This is a genomic window from Amycolatopsis sp. cmx-8-4 (genome assembly GCF_046548675.1).
Taxonomy (GTDB): Bacteria; Actinomycetota; Actinomycetes; order Mycobacteriales; family Pseudonocardiaceae; genus Amycolatopsis.
Genome location: NZ_JAEBDZ010000003.1, coordinates 290,574 through 307,942 on the forward strand (window position 1 = coordinate 290,574; position 17,369 = coordinate 307,942).

At 70.0% G+C, this 17,369-nt stretch carries 19 protein-coding genes; 8 read left to right on the top strand and 11 right to left on the bottom strand.

Going from position 1 to position 17,369, the window contains the following annotated elements; all coding sequences use genetic code 11:
* Positions 1-41 precede the first annotated feature (41 nt).
* Positions 42-425, bottom strand: coding sequence for a PPOX class F420-dependent oxidoreductase (locus ACLJQZ_RS07430; protein ID WP_410619320.1), 384 nt, complete (start codon positions 423-425; stop codon positions 42-44).
* Positions 426-439: 14 nt separating this feature from the next.
* Positions 440-1,033, bottom strand: coding sequence for a dihydrofolate reductase family protein (locus ACLJQZ_RS07435; protein ID WP_410619321.1), 594 nt, complete (start codon positions 1,031-1,033; stop codon positions 440-442).
* An 89-nt stretch (positions 1,034-1,122) separates the two neighbouring features.
* On the opposite strand from ACLJQZ_RS07435, the gene ACLJQZ_RS07440 reads away from it, so the two are divergent.
* Entirely contained in the window at positions 1,123-1,575 is a 453-nt protein-coding gene (locus ACLJQZ_RS07440) for a winged helix-turn-helix transcriptional regulator (RefSeq protein ID WP_410619322.1), read from the top strand.
* Positions 1,576-1,630: 55 nt separating this feature from the next.
* Here ACLJQZ_RS07440 and ACLJQZ_RS07445 read toward each other — a convergent pair whose 3' ends face one another.
* From ACLJQZ_RS07445 to ACLJQZ_RS07460, 4 genes are read right to left on the bottom strand one after another with little or no spacing between them, the layout of a single operon-like run.
* The gene (locus ACLJQZ_RS07445) at positions 1,631-2,599 is read right to left on the bottom strand and encodes a glycine betaine ABC transporter substrate-binding protein (RefSeq protein WP_326945504.1); all 969 of its coding nucleotides are present in this window, start codon (positions 2,597-2,599) and stop codon (positions 1,631-1,633) included.
* The gene (locus ACLJQZ_RS07450) at positions 2,596-3,375 is read right to left on the bottom strand and encodes an ABC transporter permease (protein ID WP_395920072.1); all 780 of its coding nucleotides are present in this window, start codon (positions 3,373-3,375) and stop codon (positions 2,596-2,598) included. The genes ACLJQZ_RS07445 and ACLJQZ_RS07450 overlap by 4 nt, the downstream gene beginning before the upstream one ends.
* A complete protein-coding gene (locus tag ACLJQZ_RS07455) occupies positions 3,372-4,559 on the bottom strand; it encodes an ABC transporter ATP-binding protein (RefSeq protein WP_410619323.1) in 1,188 nt (395 codons plus the stop codon). Before ACLJQZ_RS07455 ends, ACLJQZ_RS07450 begins: the two co-directional genes overlap by 4 nt.
* Positions 4,546-5,193, bottom strand: coding sequence for an ABC transporter permease (locus ACLJQZ_RS07460; protein ID WP_247059756.1), 648 nt, complete (start codon positions 5,191-5,193; stop codon positions 4,546-4,548). Before ACLJQZ_RS07460 ends, ACLJQZ_RS07455 begins: the two co-directional genes overlap by 14 nt.
* 370 nt (positions 5,194-5,563) lie before the next feature.
* On the opposite strand from ACLJQZ_RS07460, the gene ACLJQZ_RS07465 reads away from it, so the two are divergent.
* From ACLJQZ_RS07465 to ACLJQZ_RS07480, 4 genes are all read left to right on the top strand, one after another.
* Entirely contained in the window at positions 5,564-6,058 is a 495-nt protein-coding gene (locus ACLJQZ_RS07465; RefSeq protein WP_410619559.1) for a hypothetical protein, read from the top strand.
* Positions 6,059-6,131: 73 nt separating this feature from the next.
* On the top strand, positions 6,132-6,896 hold the full coding sequence (locus ACLJQZ_RS07470) for a YcnI family protein (protein WP_410619324.1): 765 nt from the start codon (positions 6,132-6,134) through the stop codon (positions 6,894-6,896).
* The gene (locus ACLJQZ_RS07475; protein WP_410619325.1) at positions 6,897-7,451 is read left to right on the top strand and encodes a copper resistance protein CopC; all 555 of its coding nucleotides are present in this window, start codon (positions 6,897-6,899) and stop codon (positions 7,449-7,451) included.
* A gap of 4 nt (positions 7,452-7,455) precedes the next feature.
* Entirely contained in the window at positions 7,456-8,484 is a 1,029-nt protein-coding gene (locus ACLJQZ_RS07480) for a copper resistance D family protein (protein ID WP_410619326.1), read from the top strand.
* A 211-nt stretch (positions 8,485-8,695) separates the two neighbouring features.
* Here the strand turns inward: ACLJQZ_RS07480 and ACLJQZ_RS07485 are convergent, their stop codons facing one another.
* Positions 8,696-9,583 carry a phosphotransferase family protein gene (locus ACLJQZ_RS07485; protein WP_410619327.1) on the bottom strand — a complete coding sequence of 296 codons (888 nt, stop codon included), beginning with the start codon at positions 9,581-9,583 and terminating at the stop codon, positions 8,696-8,698.
* Positions 9,584-9,596: 13 nt separating this feature from the next.
* The gene (locus ACLJQZ_RS07490; protein WP_410619328.1) at positions 9,597-10,982 is read right to left on the bottom strand and encodes a tetratricopeptide repeat protein; all 1,386 of its coding nucleotides are present in this window, start codon (positions 10,980-10,982) and stop codon (positions 9,597-9,599) included.
* 328 nt (positions 10,983-11,310) lie between these two features.
* On the opposite strand from ACLJQZ_RS07490, the gene ACLJQZ_RS07495 reads away from it, so the two are divergent.
* Together ACLJQZ_RS07495 and ACLJQZ_RS07500 are read left to right on the top strand one after the other, a co-directional pair.
* A complete protein-coding gene (locus tag ACLJQZ_RS07495; RefSeq protein ID WP_247059747.1) occupies positions 11,311-11,646 on the top strand; it encodes a hypothetical protein in 336 nt (111 codons plus the stop codon).
* 13 nt (positions 11,647-11,659) lie between these two features.
* Positions 11,660-12,082, top strand: coding sequence for a hypothetical protein (locus ACLJQZ_RS07500; protein ID WP_410619329.1), 423 nt, complete (start codon positions 11,660-11,662; stop codon positions 12,080-12,082).
* 338 nt (positions 12,083-12,420) lie between these two features.
* Here the strand turns inward: ACLJQZ_RS07500 and ACLJQZ_RS07505 are convergent, their stop codons facing one another.
* Positions 12,421-13,689 (bottom strand): MFS transporter, encoded by a 1,269-nt coding sequence (locus ACLJQZ_RS07505; RefSeq protein WP_410619330.1) that lies wholly within the window; start codon positions 13,687-13,689, stop codon positions 12,421-12,423.
* Positions 13,679-15,004: a GH1 family beta-glucosidase gene (locus tag ACLJQZ_RS07510; protein WP_410619331.1), complete on the bottom strand. Its 1,326-nt coding sequence runs from the start codon at positions 15,002-15,004 to the stop codon at positions 13,679-13,681. The genes ACLJQZ_RS07505 and ACLJQZ_RS07510 overlap by 11 nt, the downstream gene beginning before the upstream one ends.
* Before the next feature lie 130 nt (positions 15,005-15,134).
* On the opposite strand from ACLJQZ_RS07510, the gene ACLJQZ_RS07515 reads away from it, so the two are divergent.
* Positions 15,135-15,782 (top strand): TetR/AcrR family transcriptional regulator, encoded by a 648-nt coding sequence (locus ACLJQZ_RS07515; RefSeq protein ID WP_247059740.1) that lies wholly within the window; start codon positions 15,135-15,137, stop codon positions 15,780-15,782.
* A 370-nt stretch (positions 15,783-16,152) separates the two neighbouring features.
* Here the strand turns inward: ACLJQZ_RS07515 and ACLJQZ_RS07520 are convergent, their stop codons facing one another.
* Complete coding sequence (locus ACLJQZ_RS07520; RefSeq protein ID WP_410619332.1) at positions 16,153-17,337, bottom strand: amino acid deaminase/aldolase; 1,185 nt, start codon at positions 17,335-17,337, stop codon at positions 16,153-16,155.
* Positions 17,338-17,369 lie beyond the last annotated feature (32 nt).

Below are 17,369 nucleotides of genomic sequence, written 5' to 3' on the forward strand. Positions count from 1 at the left end.
CGGTGTCCTGCGAGCGAGACTTGCAGGACAGCGCTTAGGCCTCAGCGCATCCCCACCTGCTGGCTGGTGGGCTCGATGAGCACGGCGAAACGCTCCTGCTCACGCGGGTACGGGCCGCCGGTGTACTTCTTCGCGATGGTGTCGACGATGGCCCAGCCGGCGTCGCCGTCGACCCGTTCGACGACCGTGCCGCGGATGATCACCGGCTGGTACGGGTTGTCGGCCGGCGTCAGGGAGATCGCGACGCGAGGGTCGCGGTCCCAGTTGCGGGCCTTGCGCGCGCCCGGGCCGGTGAAGACGGCGATGTGGTCGCCGTGGGTGCCGATCCAGACCGGGACGGCGTGCGGGCCGCCGTCGGGCAGCACGGTGGCGATGTGGGCGATCGGGGTGCCGTCGAGGATCTCGCGGACGTCGTCGTTGATCATGGTCAGTTGCTCCTTCAGTTTTCGACTGCGTATCGAAGATGGGTGACACCGGGCGCCGGGACAACTTCGAGCAGGCGGAGGCGCACGTGCGCGGGCAGCGCCCGGAAGAACGGACGCCCGCCGCCGAGCAGGACCGGCACCTGGTGCAGGACGACTTCGTCGACGAGCCCCGCCTTGAGCCCCTCGGTCAGCACACCGCCACCCATCAGGGTGACGTCCTTGTCGCCGGCGATCCCGCGCGCCGCCGCGACGGCGTCCTCGATCCCGGTGGTGACGAGCGTCTGCCGGTCGGTGATCCCGGGCGCCGGGCGGTGGCTGAGCAGGACGAGCGGCGCCGTCGGGTGCGGGCTGCCGCCGCCGAAGCGGTCGGAGTCCTCGTAGGTGTTGCGGCCCGCGACGACCGCGCCGACGCGGCCGGCGACGTCGTCGAAGACCCGTGCGCTCGGCTCGCTCAGCTTGAAGCCGTCGAACACCGCGCTGGGCGTGTCGCCGGCGAAGTACCAGTCGAAGAGCAAACCGCCGTCGCCGAGCCCGTGACCAGGGCCGGGTCCGGCGCCGGTGATGTACCCGTCGACCGACACCGCGTGTGCGCCGAAGACCTTGCCCATCTCGTCATCCTCCCAGGGTTCCTTCAAGAGACTCCAGAACCGTAGCAGTCAGAGTTCCCTAAGGGAACCCCGAGGCGTAGACTGGGCGCATGCAGCGGACGAACTTCGGCGAAATGGCGTGCTCGATCGCCCGCACGCTCGACGTCATCGGCGAGCCGTGGTCACCGCTGATCCTGCGGGACGTCTGGGTCGGCTTCACCCGGTTCGAGCAGCTCCAGACGGACCTCGGCATCTCGCGCAAGGTCCTGACCGAGCGGCTGAACCACCTCGTCGAGCACGGCGTGCTCGACCGGCGGCCCTACGACCAGCGGCCGCGCTACGAGTACGTCCTGACAGAGAAGGGCACCGACCTCGTCGACCTGCTCATGGTGATGGCCGGCTGGGGTGACAAGTGGCTGGCCGGCGCGGCCGGGCCGCCGGTGGTCTACCGCCACCGCGGGTGCGGCGAGTTCAGCGCGGCCGGCGTGCGGTGCACCCACTGCGGCGAGCCGATGCACGCCCGCGACGTCGACCCGCTGCCCGGTCCCGGCGCGGCCGCCTGAGACAGCGGAACGGCCGGGCAGCGTGTGCTGCCCGGCCGTTCCCCGTCGTGGCGGGCTACTTCACGAAGCCCTTCTTGACCATCCAGTCGTGGGCCACCTTGCCCGCGTCCTGACCGTCGACGTCGACCTGCTTGCAGAGCTGGACCATCTGCTCGTTGTCGATCGCCGCGCTGATCTTCTCCAGCGGGCCGCGGATGTCCGGGTGCGCCTTGACGAAGTCCGTGCGCAGCGTCGCGACCGCGTTGTACTGCGGGAACGCCTTCTTGTCGTCCTCGAGCACCCGCAGGTTGAGCCCGGAGATCCGGCCGTCGGTGGTGAACACCTCGCCGACCGGGCACGTGCCGCCCGCGACCGCCGAGTAGATCGTGCCGATACCGAAGTTCTCGATCTTCGGGTTCTGGAAGCCGTAGGCCTTCACCGCGGCCGGGAACCCGTCCTGGCGGCTGGTGAACTCCGTCTCCAGGCAGAACACCGCCTGGTCCGGCTTCTGCTTGATGAACGCCGCGAGGTCCGACGTCGTCTTCAGGTTGTTCTGCGCGCCGTACGCCTCGGTGACGGCGAAGGCGTACTGGTCGTTGAGCGGCGAGTAGTTCAGCCAGGTGACGCCGAACTTCTCTTCGTCGGCCTTGGCCGTCGCCTCGTACTGGGCCTTCTCGCCGCCGGGCACCGGGAGCTCGTTGCCCTGGTAGTTGATCCAGCCCGTGCCGGTGTACTCCCAGGTGACGTCGGTCTGCCCGGAGAGCAGCGCCTGCCGCGAGGAGTTGGACCCCTTGATGTCCGACAGGTCGACGACGTCGGCGCCCGACGCGGTCAGGGCCATCTCGGCCATGTACGCCAGGATGATGTTCTCGGTGAAGTCCTTCGACCCCACCGTGACCTTCAGGCCCTGCAGCGACGGGATCGGCTGGATCGTGCCCGGCTGGATGTCGTAGGGCACGGCCTGGTTGACCGTCAGCCCGCACGCGGAGAGCGTCGCGCCCAGCACCGCCGCGCCGAAGACTGCCGTAATGCGCCGGAATTTCATCGCAGCCCCTTCGGTCCGAAGAACTGTTCGGCGACCGCGCCGAGCCAGTCGACCAGCAGCGCGAGCGCCACGGCCAGTACCGAACCGGTGACCAGCACCGAGGTCAGGTTCAGCTTGTACCCGGTGTCGATGAGCAGCCCGAACCCGCCGGCGTTGACGAACATGCCGAACGTCGCGGTGCCGACCGCCAGCACCAGCGAGGTGCGCAGGCCGGCCAGGATCAGCGGGACGGCCAGCGGCATCTCGACGCGGAACAGCACCGCGGTCGCCGACATCCCGATGCCGCGGCCCGCGTCGATCAGCGACTCGTCGACCTGCTGGATGCCGACCATCGTGTTCCGCAGCACCGGCAGCAGCGAGTAGAAGGCCAGCGGCAGCGCCGCGACCCACAGCCCGCCGGTCGCGCCGGTGACGATGAACCACAGCACCAGCACGCCGAGCGCGGGCGCGGCCTGGCCGATGTTCGCGATCGCCAGGAAGATCGGCGCGAGGAAGCGCGCCCACGGCCGCGTCACGATCACCCCGAGCGGCACCGCGACCAGTACGACGATCGCGGTCACCACCAGCGTCATCAGGACGTGATCACCCAGCGCCGTGAACAGCGACGACGCGTTGAGGGTCTCCTTCTCGGTCGCGGTCAGGCCGCTCGAGAACACCCAGATCAGGGTCACGGCGACGATCACCAGCACCACGACGGGCTGCGCGAACAGCCGGACGCGTTCCGCGCGCTTGGAGCCGGACTCGGTGGAGAAGCCGGTATCGACGGCAGCGGTCATGCGGACACCTCCTCGCCGTTCGTGTGCTCCTCGCGCAGCTGCTGGATGGTCGCGATCACGGTGTCCAGCTGGATGGTGCCCGCGTACTCGCCGCGCGCGCCGGTCACCGGCACCGAGCCGCCCTCGGCGAGCATCGCCTCGAGCGCGTCCTGCAGCGTCGACTGCAGGCTGACGATGTCGCGCAGCGGCCGGCCGGCGGTCGCCAGCGAGGACCCCGCCGTCAGCTCGCGCGCGTGCGCCCAGCGGATCGGCCGGTTGCGCTGGTCGAGCACCAGCGCGAAGTGCTTGCGCTGGTCTTCGAGCTTCTTGCGGACCTCGGCCGGGTCGTCGGTGACCGTCGCGGTCAGCGCGTCCTGCTGGAGCTCGACGTCGCGGACCCGCAGCAGTGTCAGCTGCTTCAGCGACGCACCGGCGCCGACGAAGCCGGCGACCGTGTCGTTGGCCGGGTTCGCCAGGATCGCCTCGGGCGTGTCGTACTGCAGGATCGACGACTGGTTGCCCAGCACGGCGATCTTGTCGCCGAGCTTCACAGCCTCGTCGAAGTCGTGCGTGACGAAGACGATGGTCTTCTTCAGCTCCGTCTGCAGCCGCAGGAGCTCGTCCTGGAGGTTGCCGCGGGTGATCGGGTCGACCGCGCCGAACGGCTCATCCATCAGCAGCACCGGCGGGTCGGCCGCCAGCGCGCGGGCGACGCCGACACGCTGCTGCTGACCGCCGGAGAGCTGCCGCGGGAAGCGGTCGCGGAAGTCGGACGCGTCGAGGCCGACCAGGTCCATCATCTCTTCGACCCGGTCGTTGACCTTCTGCTTGTCCCAGCCGAGCAGGCCCGGCACGACCCCGATGTTCTGCGCGACGGTGAAGTGCGGGAAGAGCCCGGCCTGCTGGATCGCGTAGCCGATCCGGCGGCGCAGGGTGTCGACGTCCAGCTTGAGCGCGTCGTCGCCGCCGATGGTGATCCGGCCGGACGTCGGCTCGATCAGCCGGTTGATCATCCGCATCGTGGTGGTCTTGCCGCAGCCGGACGGGCCGACGAAGACGACGATCTTCCCGGCGGGCACGACCATGGAGAAGTCGTCGACGGCGGCTTCGCGGGTCCCGGCGTACTTCTTGGTGACGTGCTCCAGTTCGATCTCGACGCCGGAGACGCCGTTTTCTTCGGTCACAGCGTTCTCAGCCACGGACACCCCTCGAGATGGTGAAGCGCTTGATCAGGACGTAGACGCCGTCGAGGATCAGGGCGAGGATGACGACCCCGACCGTGCCGGTGACGGCTTGGTTCAGGGAGTTCGTGCTCCCCGCGTTCGTGAGCCCGGAGAAGACCTCGGCGCCGAGGCCGGGGCCCTTCGCGTAGGCCGAGATCACCGCGATGCCCATCAGCATCTGCGTGGAGACCCGCATCCCGGTGAGGATCGCCGGCCAGGCCAGCCGCAGCTCGACCCGGGTCAGCACGCCGAACCGGCTCATCCCGATGCCGCGCGCGGCATCGGTGATCGCGGGGTCGACGCCGTCGAGTCCCACGATGGTGTTCCGGACGATCGGCAGGAGGCCGTAGAGCACCAGCGCGATGACAGCGGTCGTCGGACCGAGCCCGGAGATCGGGATCAGCAGCCCCAGGAGGGCGAAGGACGGCACCGTCAGGATCGTGCTGGCCAGGGCGGTGGCGAGCGCCGAGCCGATCGGGCTGCGGTAGACCGCCACCCCGATCAGCACGCCGAGCACCGCCGCGAGGATCGTGCACTGCACCACCAAGCTGGTGTGCAGGTAGGCCTCCAACCACAACTTGCTCGCCCGGTCCGAGATGTACTCGAAGAGATTCATCCGTGTCCGCACTCCCGCCCGCGTCCGTGAGGCTTCACCCGAACGGGCTAGCTCCTGACCGACGGCTCAGTACCCACCGTGTGCCGAAGCCAAACCCCCGTTCCAGGCCTCATTGATTCCGACACCGTTCCGTATCCGAGCGTGATCGGCAACAAAAGGCCGATTTTTCGGGGGTTCCGGGTGGCGGAGCCCCGGCCCGGGGCGGAGACCCGGCGACGACAGCGTTGAACCGATCCCGTACGTGAACCGTGAACTTCGTGTGTGCTCACTTGACGGGATCGGACGATCACCCGTCGGGGCGTCACTTAGGCTGCTCGGCATGAGCACTCCAGGACGGCGTCCCGCCGTGCTGGGTGCTACTCGCGGCGCGTTGCTCGCCGTGACCGCGGGTGCGCTCACCGTCACCGCGCACCGGCTCGCCGACGGCGGCCTGCCGGATCCGGCGATGACCGCGCTGCTCAGCGGCCTGTTCGGCTGGACGGCGACCGCGCTGGCCCGCAAGGCGCGCGGCCCGCTCGCCACCATCGGCCTCCTGGGCGCGGCCCAGCTCGTGATGCACCTGCTGCTCACGACGCTCGCCGGGCACCACGACATGTACGCCATGCCGGGCACCGAGAGCCTCGGCATGGTCACCGCGCACGCCGTCGCGACCGTGGTCACGGCGCTGCTGCTCGCCCGCGCGGACGAGACGCTGCTCGCCCTGCTGGCCGCGTTGCGCGCGATCCTGCCGCGGCTGCTCGGCCCGCTGCCGGTGCCGGTCGCGCCCGCCTCGCTCGTCCCGGCCCGCACCGCGGCGCCGAGCCACCTCGTCGGCGTCGACCTGCGCCGGATCCGCGGGCGGCGCGGCCCGCCCGCCCACTCCTGAACCGAGCTTCTTCCCCCGCACCAGCGAACCCCCGAGTTCGCTGTCCCCTTTTGAGTTCATCAGGAGTGAACGCATGTCCCAGCACGTCTTCAAGCGCGCCGGTTTCCTCGCCGCCACCATCGGTGTCGCCGGTCTCCTCGGCACCGGCGTCGCCTCCGCGCACGTCACCGCCAACGTCTACGGCGCCCAGCCGACGAAGGGCGGCTACGCGGCGATCGTGTTCCGCGTGCCGAGCGAAGAGCCGACGACCATGACCACCAAGGTCGCCGTCGACTTCAAGGCGGACTACGGCATCGGCAGCGTGCGGACCAAGCCGATCCCCGGCTGGACCGCCGAGGTCACCAAGTCGAAGCTGCCGGCCCCGATCACCAAGGACAACGGCACGCAGATCACCGAGGCCGTCACCGCGGTGACGTGGACCGCGGCGCCGGGCAGCGAGCTCAAGTCCACCAACTACCAGGAGTTCGAGGTCAGCTTCGGCCCGCTGCCGTCCAACGTGGACGAGGTGGAGTTCCCGGCTCACCAGACCTACAGCGACGGCAAGGTCGTCGACTGGAACCAGCCGACCCCGGCCGGTGGCGAAGAGCCGGAGCACCCGGCGCCGGCCGTCAAGCTGGCCGCGAAGGCCGCGGACGGCGACGACCACGGCGGCATGGGCGCGAACACCGCGTCGACCACCGGAGAGCACACTGAAGCCGCGGCGTCGTCGACGTCGGACAGCACCGCGCGCTGGCTCGGCGGAGCCGGCCTGCTCGTGGGCGCGATCGGTCTCGGTGTCGGGGCCGGCGCGACCATCCGGGCCCGCAAGGCCACAGCGAAGCCGGGAGGCGCCAGCTAAATGCGGAAAGCGCACGTGGCGCTGGCGTTGACGGTGGTGGCCGTGCTCGGCACGGCCACCCCGGCGCTGGCGCACAACGTGCTGATCTCCGCGGACCCGGCGAACGGCTCGTCCGTCGCCGCCGGGCCGCAAAAGGTCAGCCTGACGTTCGACCAGTACGTGCAGGGCGCGGACGTCAACCAGATCGCGGTGACCGGACCCGGCGGCGGCCAGTGGGCCGAGGGACCGATCAGCGTGGTGAACAACGTCATCAGCGCGCCGCTGCGGCCGCTCGGACCGGCCGGGAAGTACACCATCGGCTACCGGGTGCTGTCCGCGGACGGCCACCCGGTGACCGGCGAGCTGACGTTCACCCTCACCGCCGCGGGCACCGGCACGCCGGCGACCGTGGACGCGGCGAAGTCGCCCGGCGGCTCCTCCTCGCAGGCGACGTCGCAGTCGTCGTCCACCGGGGTGCCGATCTGGGTGTGGATCGCCGGCGCGGTCGTCCTGCTGGCGATCGGGCTGGTCGTCGCGCTGCGCTCGGGCGGCAAAGCGGTCGAGGAAAAGAACTAAGGCGATGACCCAGGCCGAGACCACCACCAAGCCCCGCTACGTCACGCTGCTCTGCGTGGTGACGGCGGGACTGCTCGGCGCCCTCATCGGCGTCGCGCTCACCGCCAGCACCCCGGTTCCCGGCGTGGTGGAGCCCAGCGCGGTGGTCTCGGCCGGCATCCCGATCGTCCGCGTGCTGCTCGACCTGTCCGCGGTCACGACGATCGGTCTCGCGCTGCTGTCGGTGCTCGTCGGGTACGACCGGCCGAAGCTCACCGAGCCGATCATGCGGCTGGCCCGGCCGGCCGGCGTCGCGGCCGCGCTCATCTGGGCCACGACCGCCGTCGTCACGCTGGTCCTGCAGACCGCGGAGTACAAGCCGGGGTCGTCGACGCTCTCGGCGTCCGACATCGGCGGCTACATCGCGAACGTCGGCGCCGGGAAGGCGCTCGTCATCGTCGCCGTGCTGGCGCTGGCGCACGCCGGGATCGGCGCGCTCGCCCTGCGGTACGGCGAGAAGATCCCCGCCGAGGTCCGCGTCGGGCTCGGCCTGTTCGCGCTGCTGCCGCTGCCGGTCACCGGGCACGCGTCGAACTGGAGCTACCACGACTACACGATGATCTCGATGGAGCTGCACGTCATGAGCGCCGTCGCCTGGACCGGCGGCCTCGGCGCGATGGCCGTGCTGCTCGTCGCGAACCGGACGCTGCTGGCGCACGCGATGCCCCGGTTCTCGAAGCTGGCGTCGCTCTGCCTGATCATCTCGGCGGCGACCGGCCTGTTCAACGGCCTCATCGAGATCTCGCTCAACCCGACCATCGGGTTCTGGGCGGCGATCTTCACGACGCCGTACGGGCAGCTGCTCATCCTCAAGCTCGCCTGCACCGGGGTGATCGCCCTGCTCGGCGCGAACGTCCGCTGGCGGCTGATGCCCCAGATCGTCCGGCACAACCGTACGGCGCTCGCCTCGTGGGCGACGCTCGAGCTGACGGTCATGGGATTGGCGTTCGGCTTCGCCGTCGTGCTCACGCGCGCGCCGGTCGTCGCGTCTTGAACGCGCACCAATGCAGCTAGAACCGATGTCGAGTCACGGCGTGTAGCTGCAACTTGCGCATTGGAATGACTGGGCATCCATTGGAGGTGACCGGTCGGGCAGAACTTTCTACCGTGAGCAGACGACATTCCGTAAGCGACGAACGGTCATCCGCGGTCGTCGAATGCACGTGCAGAATGTGGCGCCGGTCACATAATGCGACAGCGTCCGCTCAGCGGTAACGCGTCCACCGGACGTCCGTCCGGCCGTGCCGGAGATCGTCCAGCCGGCGGAAGAGCTCCGGCCGCACCTGGGGCCGGCTGCGCAGGATGGGCAGCACGCTGGTCGTCAGCTTCAATTCGCGGATCCCCCGCAGCACGGCGAAACCGGGCCAGGACGTCACGTCGAAGCCGTAGGCCGCGGCGAACGTCCGGTACTGCACCGGCGGGTCCCCGAACCGCTCACGGCCGACGGCGAGCGGCGTCAGGTCCCATTCCGGCGGGCCGACGCACGAGGAGTCGAAGTCGCAGAGCACCGGCCCGTCCGGGCCCGGGATGACGTTGCCGGGGTACGCGTCACCGTGGACCAGGCCGCGGGGCAGCGGGAACTCCAGCCCGGCCAGCGCGGCCTCGAGCTCGGCGCAGCGCTCCAGCAGGAACGCGCGGTCGGCGGCGCTGATCTCCTCGGCGTCGGACACCCGGGCCCGCACGGCGGCGAACGGCGCCCACTCGGCGAGGCCGTCGGGCGCGGGGAGGGCGTGCACCTGGCTCAGCAGGCGGGCCAGGTCGGCGGGGGACGCCGGCCGGCCGATGCTCGGCACCTGGTGCCACACGGTCACGAGGTGCTCGCCGACCGCCAGCGGCTGCTCGACGCCGCCGAGCAGCCGGATCGCCGGGACGCCGTGGGCTTCGAAGTGGCGGGCGACGCGGACCACGGTCCCGACGCGGTGCCGGAGCCGGGTCGAGCCGACGATCCGGACCACGACCGGGGCCGTGACCAGTGCGTACACCGCGTTGTTGGTGAACCGCAGCAGCCGCGCGCCGGTGGGGTCGAGGCCGAGCAGCGTGCAGGTCTCGGCCAGCACGCCGCGCAGCTTCTCCGGGGTGAACCGTCCGTCCAAGACGGTTCCGGCGTTACGCGGCGTAGAAAGCGTGGAGGCGATCGGCGAGGTCACGGGCGTCGGCGTTGTTGCGGCGGCGCTCGGCCTCTTCCTGCAGGGGCCGCATCCGGTCTTTCACGCGCTCGGACTTGATGCCCTCGGCGCAGTCGATGGCCTTGCCGCCGACCTTGGAACCGTGGTCGAGGTCGCCGTCCAGCAGGTGGTTGGTGGCCAGCGCGCTCAGCATGAAGGTCTTGGAGCGGGCCATCTCGTCGTCGTAGGAGTCGACGGCCCTGCTCAGCGCGGGGATCGCGAACTTGGTGTGCTCGGCGTTCTTCTGCGCGAGGACCGTGTGGACGGTGCCGACCATGGCGTAGACGTCGGTCTCGGTGAAGAACTTCACCCACGACTCGGCTTCGGCCAGGTTGGCGCGCTCGAACTCGTCCTTGCTCCGGCCGAGCAGCTTCACCGCCTGCTCCTCGTTGCCCATCATCGCGTAGGCCCAGGCCTCGTTCGCGCAGAGCACGGACACCGCCAGCTCGGAGCCCGATTCCTGGGCGGCGATCTGGCCGAGCTGGAACAGCTTCAGCGCGTCGTTCGGGGCGTCCTGGTGCAGGTAGACGCGGCCCATGCGGTAGAGCACGTTGGCCACCAGCGGGTGGTTCTCACCCTGCTTGGCCAGGTCCAGCGCGTTCGCGAAGTGGCCGCGGGCGGAGTCCATCAGCCCGGTGTCGAACGACGTCCACCCGGCCAGCGAGTGCAGGTCGGCGAGCGCCACGTACAGCCGGTTCTTGACCAGGTCGGTGCCGTTGGACTCCAGCATCTGCTGGCCCCAGGACAGCTGCGCCACGACGGCGTCGCGGCAGAACCCGCCGCCGTACTGGTAGTCCAGGGCGCGCAGAGCGCGCGTCGCGGCTTCCACCTGGCGCACGTCGGTCATCCCGATGCGCCCGGGAGCGGGCGTTCGCGCCGGTCCCGCCGACCACGTGCCCGATTCCGGACCGAACACCGCCGCACCCATCGTGACCTGGGCGGCGTGCGCGAGGAACCTCCGTCGCTTCACGGACTCGTCCTCCTCAGCCTGCTGGCCGTCGGCGGAGCCGACGACGCGTATCGCCGTGGCCTCGTCGTAGGCGAGGCCCATGTATCCACGCGGGACACCCAGGCCGTCGGCGATCCTGGTGAGGACGTCGTAGGCCATGACCTGGCGACCCTTGAGGATCTCCGACACCTCGGACTGGGACTGGCCGGTCATCGCGGCGATCTGGCGCTGCGAGACACCATGCTTGCGAAGGAGCCGGTAGACGGCGCTGATCTCACGGGCGGCGAGCGCAGCTCTCATCTCGGGCTGCTCCCACGCGTCAGCGGGAACGGCGTGGCTCTGCCGGGCGTCGGCACTGCCACCGTTACTGGCGTCCATCGCGCCCCCTCCACTGTCCGGTCGGGCGTCTGTGAATCAGCGTAAGCAAAGCTGCCGAACCTTGTGAACCAGGCGAACCGCGGCCTGATCGGTCCGGGCGAAGTCCGTTGACCGCTTACCGTGGAACCGAGTCCGGTCACCGCTATGACGCCATTTCGACCTTCTATCGCACCCGGTTTCACCTCACTGTAGTTGTCAGATCTCCGTCACCGTCCGGACACCGGTTGCGATCACGGAGAGCTACGAAAACCGCAGCGCTGTGACAACGCGAAGACGAAGCGATGTCGCAGAAGGCAGTTTCGAAGAGGACGACAGAGCGGAGAAGGGCGTGGAGTTCGTGGACTCGTTCGCAGGGGGACATGTCGGTACGGCCACTCGTGCCGTGCGGCCGGCGGTCTCTCCCATCTCCCCTGTCCGTCCGGTCACCCCCGCCGCCGCGGTGGACCCCCGCACCGCGGCCGTCCGCCACTACGAAGGCGGCCAGCTCGTGTGGCGGGTGCAGTGCGGAGACCTCATCGAGCGCGAACGCGCGGTGACGGTCTTCGTCGAGGACAACCAGGTGGTACTGGTCTCGCCCCCCGGCGAGACCGCGCGGTTGACGTCCGGCCAGCTCGGACAGCTGCGCGCCGCGCTCAACGAAGCCGCCAAGATGGCGGAAAGGTAACGGTGAGCTGACAATGGATCAGGTACTCGGGCAGGTCCTCCGCAATGCGGTCTGGGAGCGCCTCGACATGCTGACCGACCTGGCGAACCGCGCCGACGCCCAGTCGCTCGTCTCGGTCGCGCGCTCCGAACTCCCCCGCCTCACGGAGGCGTGGCGCGCGATGCTGAAGATGCACGAGCCCGACGAGCGCGGCGACTGCCCCACCTGCTCGACCCGGTGGCACCGCTGCAAGGCGCCGTGCTCGGTCTGGCAGGTCGCGCACGAGCACCTGGTGGCCGGCGGCCTCGCCCCGCAGCAGGCCTCGGCAGCCCGCGGGCTGCAGGGCCGGGGCTCGAGCCCGGTGCCGGCCCAGGGCCGTCCGGTGCCCGCCCCTTCTCCGGCCGAGACCACCGGGCGGCACGCCCTGGTGAACCCGCGCCGCGCGCTCACCGCCTGATCCACCCCGGTCCGGGAGCGCGGCCGACCGATCGCCCCATCGGACCCGCGCCGGCTCTCGCCTTGGCCGGGGACTGTTTCGCCCGCACCCCCGAGCAGCGCGAACCAGTCCCCGGTCAACCCTTCGGCCCCCATCGCGATTAATCGAAAAAAATACGCGTTAGCCCTAGCCGGGGTGGTAATCGCCCGCTAGATTGATCATCAAGCGCAGCGTGATCATGGAGTTGATCCGCAGCGCGCCCGCCCCTTACGTGCGGCCCCGAATTCCGCGGGCCGGTGCCGTTGCACTCCCCTCCCCCGACCGGCACCGGCCCGCGGTTCCACGTCTGCATCCGGTCGCTACCGGACCGCCTTCACCCGCAGGACCAGCACCGCGGCCAGCAGCGTCGCGACGGCCGAAGCGGCGAAGAGTCCCGAATAGCCACCGAGGTACGCGAGCACCAGCGGCGTCAGCAGCGGGGCGACCACCTGCGGCAGCGAGTTCGCGATGTTGATGACGCCCAGGTCCTTCGCGCGGTCCTGCGCCGTCGGCAGCACCTGCGTCAGCATCGCCAGCGCGACGGCCATGTACGCACCGAAACCGACGCCCAGCAGCGGCGACGCGGCGAGCGCGACCGGCCAGCTCTGCCAGATCACCAGCAGCAAAGCGGCCAACGCCATCACACCGGAGGCCGCAAGGACGTACGGCTTACGCCGTCCGGACTTGTCGGAGAAGTGCCCGGCGAGCACGGCCCCGATCACGAGCGCCACGCCGTAGAGCCCCATCATGATCAACAGGCCCGTGTCGGGGTCCGGGTAGTGCACCGCGTCCTTGAGGAAGAACAGCAAGTAGAGCGTCCCGAACGCGTTGCCGAGGTTGATCATGAAGTGGCACGACCAGGCCCACGCGAAGTCCGGGTGCCGCCGCGGCGAGACCCAGAGGTTGCGCAGCACCTCGCCGGCCGCCGACGACGGGCGGTGCTCGACCGGCAGCCGCGCGTCCGGCGTCCGGAGCACGAAGAACGCGGCCCCGACCAGGACGATCCCGGCACAGACCGCGTAGGCCAGCGGAATCCCGGCGATGCCGAGCATCACGACGACCACCACCGCGCCCAGCACCGTGCCGAGCATCTGCGCGATGCCGACCAGCCCGCCGACCTGCGCGCGCTGCCCGACCGGGACCCGGTCGGCGATGGCGGACATCAGGGTGGCGAGCATGCCGTTGAGCCCGGCCTGCACCAGGCACCAGCCGGTGATCAGCAGTGCGACGTCCGGCGCGAACCCCAGCACCAGCAGGCCCACCGCGGCGACCACCGCGCCGATGACCGTCCACGGGTGGCGACGGCCGAAGCGCGAGCACGTCCGGTCCGACAGCAGCCCGACCGCCGGGTTGACGATCAGGGCCACGATCGCGCCGGCACCCATCACGATGCCGAGCACGAACTCCTTGTTCACCTGGTCGAGCAACTCCGCCTGTTGCGGCAGCAGCACCTGGATGGGCGCGTAGATCCCCAGCCAGAGCGCGATGTTCGCGAAGAACAGCAGGCTCATCCAGCCGGGCCGCACCCGCACGACGGGCTCGGCGAGGGCTTCGGGCAGGCCCGTGGCCTCGGTCGTCTCACTGCTCATCCCGCACCAGCTTCCGGTACCAGTGGAACGAGTCCTTCGGCGTGCGCCGGAGGGTCTCGTAGTCGACGTGCACCAGGCCGAAGCGCGGCGCGTAGCCCTTGGACCACTCGAAATTGTCCATCAGGGACCAGCAGAAGTACCCCCGGACGTCGACTCCGGCGTCCATCGCCTCGCGCACCGCGACGAGGTGACTGTGCAGGAAGTCGATCCGCTCGGGGTCGTGCACGCCACCGTCTTCGCCGACGACGTCGGCGAAGCTGCAGCCGTTCTCGGTGATCTGGATCGGCGGCAGCTTGTCGCGGTAGCGCCGGTGGAAGTCCAGCAGCAGTTCACGCAGGGCGTGCGGGACGATCGGCGAGTCGTTGGTCGTCATCGGGTAGCCCTCGATCGGGCGGAGGTCGAACGGCAGCGGGTTGCCCGGACTGGGCTTCGCGACGCCTTGGGGCTCGTAGTAGTTGACGCCGTAGAAGTCGAGCGGCTGGGCGATCGTCGGCAGGTCGCCGGCGAACCCGGCGGGCAGGTGCTCGTGGAGCTGCTCGGGGTAGGTGCCGAGCAGAACGGGATCCGCGAAGAGCCGGTTGAGCAGCGCGTCGAGCCACACCGCGGCCGCGTCGTCCTCCAGACTGTCGTCGACCGGCCAGATCGGCGAGTGGTTGTTGGCCGTGCCGATGTTCGTGGCGCCGGCCGCGCGCAGCGCCTGGACGGCGAGGCCGTGCGCGAGGTTCTGGTGGTGCGCGGTCGGGATGGCGTCGAGCAGGAGGGTCTTTCCGGGTGCGTACTCGCCGATCGCGTAACCGAAGATGGACATCACCATCGGCTCGTTCAACGGGATCCACAGCTTCACCCGATCGGCGAAACGTTCCCCGAGGATGTGGGCGTACTCGGCGAAGCGCCCAGCGGTACCGCGGGCGAGCCAGCCGCCTTCGTCTTCGACGGCCTGCGGGGTGTCCCAGTGGTAGAGCGTGACGGCGGGCGCGATGCCGGCCTCGCACACGGCGTCGATGAGCTTGTCGTAGAACCCGAGACCCTCGGCGTTGGGCGCGCCTTTCCCGTCGGGCTGGATCCGGGGCCAGGCGATGGACATCCGGTAGGCACCGACGCCGAGTTCCGCCATCAGCGCGATGTCTTCGGAGTAGCGGTGGTAGTGGTCGGCGGCTACGTTTGCCTCTTCACCGCGAGCGATCTTGCCTTCCGTCGCGGTGAACGTGTCCCAGATGGACGGACCGCGCCCGCCTTCGGTGGTGGCGCCTTCGATCTGGAACGCCGAGGTCGAAACACCCCAAAGGAAGTCTGGCGGGAAGTTCGGGTTCTGCACCGGCTGCTGACCCCTTCGTCAGGCCACCCGTACGGGTGAACATGAAAAGTTCTCATATACTAGGTCTTCACTCGTCCGGGGGGAAGCCCGTCGGCGCGATAAAGTCCCAGATCAGACGAGGAGGAGTGCCGTGTCCGACATCCAGGCCGCGAAGGTGCCGGCAGAAGCGACCCCCCTACGCCGGCAGCCGGTCCAGCAACGCAGCGCGAAACGGGTCGAGCAGATGCTCGACGCGAGCGCGGCGCTGATCGACGAGCTCGGCTACGACGCGCTGACGACCACGCTGATAGCCAAACGAGCAGGGGTCGCCGTCGGTTCGCTGTACCAGTTCTTCCCCGACAAGCGTGCTGTCGTGCAAGCGCTTACCGCCCGGAACCTCGAACGGTTCGTCGGCGCGGTCAACGAGCGCCTCAACCAGCTCGGCCCGGAGCACTGGTGGGACGTCGTCGACTCGATCCTCGACATCTACCTGGAGATGCACCGCTCGGTGCCCGGCTTTTCGAAGGTCCACTTCGGCGACATCATCGACCGCCAGCTGCTCGACGAGACCCGCGACAACAACGCGGTGATCGTGGACTCCCTGACGGATCTCCTGGCCTCCCAGGTCGACCGCCCGGTGGAGGACCTCCGGTTCGCGATCACGATCGCCAACGAGGTCGCGGACGCGCTCCTGAAGCTGGCCTTCCGCAAGGAGCCGAGCGGCGACGAGAAGTTCGTGGCGGAGGCGAAGTACGTGGTGAAGGGGTACCTGGCGGCGCGGTTCGGGGAGAAGTCCTAGCTGTCCACAGAAGTTGTCCACAGGCTTCCCCAGTTGTGGACAAACCTGGGGTCTCGCCCGCTTCCGGCCGGGTTCGTCCGGGGGCGCCGATAGACTGGACGTGGGGACGCCCCCCTGGGAGTGGTGGGGGCTGCTTTCCGGGCGGGGGTGCTGGCCGGGGGCCTTGGTTCGCCCGTCCGGGGTTGGGGACAACGCCGAGGTTGCGGCCGGTTCGGTGGGGAAATCGGTGTTCACGCGCACGGACGTGGCGGGCCCTTGCTGCTGGTCGCAAGCCGGCCGCCGGTAGTCCGCTGCGGTCGGTTGCGGCGACGGTTTGGCGGTCACCCGCGGCAGCCGCTGCGGCGACGGTTTGGCGGTCCCCGCGGCAGGCTCAGCCGAAGTTCTGGTGCTCGCCCCGGTACGTCGGGACCGTGCGCTCCACCCGGTCACCCAGCACCAGGTGGTAGTGCGTGAAGCGCTCCGCCAGCTCGCCCGCCTTCGCGTGGCGCAGCCACACCCGGTCGCCCAGTTGCAGGGTTCGGGCGGCTCGGCCCGTCACCGGGGTCTGGACCTCTCCCGCGCCTTCGAAGCCGAGGAACTTCAGGCCCGCCGGCAGGTACGGCTTCGGCTGGCGCGACGGGCCCGTCGGGCCCGAGGCGATGTAGCCGCCGGAGTACAGCGTGGCGATCTTGCGCGTGGGGCGGCGGACCACCGGGAGCGCGAACAGCGCCGCCGGGCGGGGGTGGAAGCGGGTGTACGCGTCGAACAGCGTCGGGCCGATCAGGCCCGAGCCCGCGGCGATCTCCGTGACCACGGCGTCCGCGCCCGTCGACTCGATGCTGCCGGTGCCGCCGCCGTTGACGAACTCCAGGTCCGCCACCTCGCGGACCGCGCGGACCACCGCGCCGCGGCGGCGGGCCAGTTCGGCCGCTGACCGGCGTTGCATCCAGCCGACCACCAGCTGGTTCGCGCGACGACCGGCCGCGTCGCCCAGGCCGGCGATCTGGCCTTCGTAGGCCATGACGCCGACCAGCCGGAAGCCGGCGCGCGCCACGATCTGACGGGCAAACGTCGAGGCCTGCTTCGGCGTGAAGATCGGGGACCGCCGGGTGCCGACGTGGAGGCCCGGGACCGGGCGCCACGACGCGTCGAGTTCGAGGCAGACGCGGATTTCCGGGTGGCCGTGGCCGAGAGCGGCGTCCACCAGGTCCAGGTGCTCGGGCGAGTCGACCATGATCGTGATCGCCGCGCGCGCTTGTTCGGACGCGGCCAAGCGGCGGAGGGCGTCGTGGTCGGCCGTCGGGTAGGCGACGACGACGTCGTCGGTCGTACCCTGCTCGACGTGCCAGATGGCCTCGGCCAGCGAATAGCACATCAGGCCTTCGAAGCCCGGCATCGCGAGCACGCGCTCCAACAACGCCCGGCAGCGGACCGACTTGCTCACGACGCGGATGGGCTTGCCGCCCGCGCGTCGGTGGAGGTCGTCGGCGTTCGCGTCGAAGGCAGCCAAGTCGACGACGGCCAAGGGTGGATCGAGGTCCTTGGTCGCCAAGTCGTACACCGTCGCACTGGTCACGAGGTCTAAAGTACGACAACAAAGCTTGAAAC

Excerpts from the sequence above, each read along its gene's own strand:
- ACLJQZ_RS07440 (WP_410619322.1), top strand. The coding sequence starts at position 1,123 with ATGCAGCGGACGAACTTCGGCGAAATGGCGTGCTCGATCGCCCGCACG.
- ACLJQZ_RS07500 (WP_410619329.1), top strand. The coding sequence starts at position 11,660 with ATGGATCAGGTACTCGGGCAGGTCCTCCGCAATGCGGTCTGGGAGCGC.
- ACLJQZ_RS07470 (WP_410619324.1), top strand. The coding sequence starts at position 6,132 with ATGTCCCAGCACGTCTTCAAGCGCGCCGGTTTCCTCGCCGCCACCATC.
- ACLJQZ_RS07430 (WP_410619320.1), bottom strand. The coding sequence starts at position 425 with ATGATCAACGACGACGTCCGCGAGATCCTCGACGGCACCCCGATCGCC.
- ACLJQZ_RS07505 (WP_410619330.1), bottom strand. The coding sequence starts at position 13,689 with ATGAGCAGTGAGACGACCGAGGCCACGGGCCTGCCCGAAGCCCTCGCC.
- ACLJQZ_RS07460 (WP_247059756.1), bottom strand. The coding sequence starts at position 5,193 with ATGAATCTCTTCGAGTACATCTCGGACCGGGCGAGCAAGTTGTGGTTG.
- ACLJQZ_RS07480 (WP_410619326.1), top strand. The coding sequence starts at position 7,456 with ATGACCCAGGCCGAGACCACCACCAAGCCCCGCTACGTCACGCTGCTC.
- ACLJQZ_RS07475 (WP_410619325.1), top strand. The coding sequence starts at position 6,897 with ATGCGGAAAGCGCACGTGGCGCTGGCGTTGACGGTGGTGGCCGTGCTC.
- ACLJQZ_RS07450 (WP_395920072.1), bottom strand. The coding sequence starts at position 3,375 with ATGACCGCTGCCGTCGATACCGGCTTCTCCACCGAGTCCGGCTCCAAG.
- ACLJQZ_RS07490 (WP_410619328.1), bottom strand. The coding sequence starts at position 10,982 with ATGGACGCCAGTAACGGTGGCAGTGCCGACGCCCGGCAGAGCCACGCC.
- ACLJQZ_RS07445 (WP_326945504.1), bottom strand. The coding sequence starts at position 2,599 with ATGAAATTCCGGCGCATTACGGCAGTCTTCGGCGCGGCGGTGCTGGGC.
- ACLJQZ_RS07435 (WP_410619321.1), bottom strand. The coding sequence starts at position 1,033 with ATGGGCAAGGTCTTCGGCGCACACGCGGTGTCGGTCGACGGGTACATC.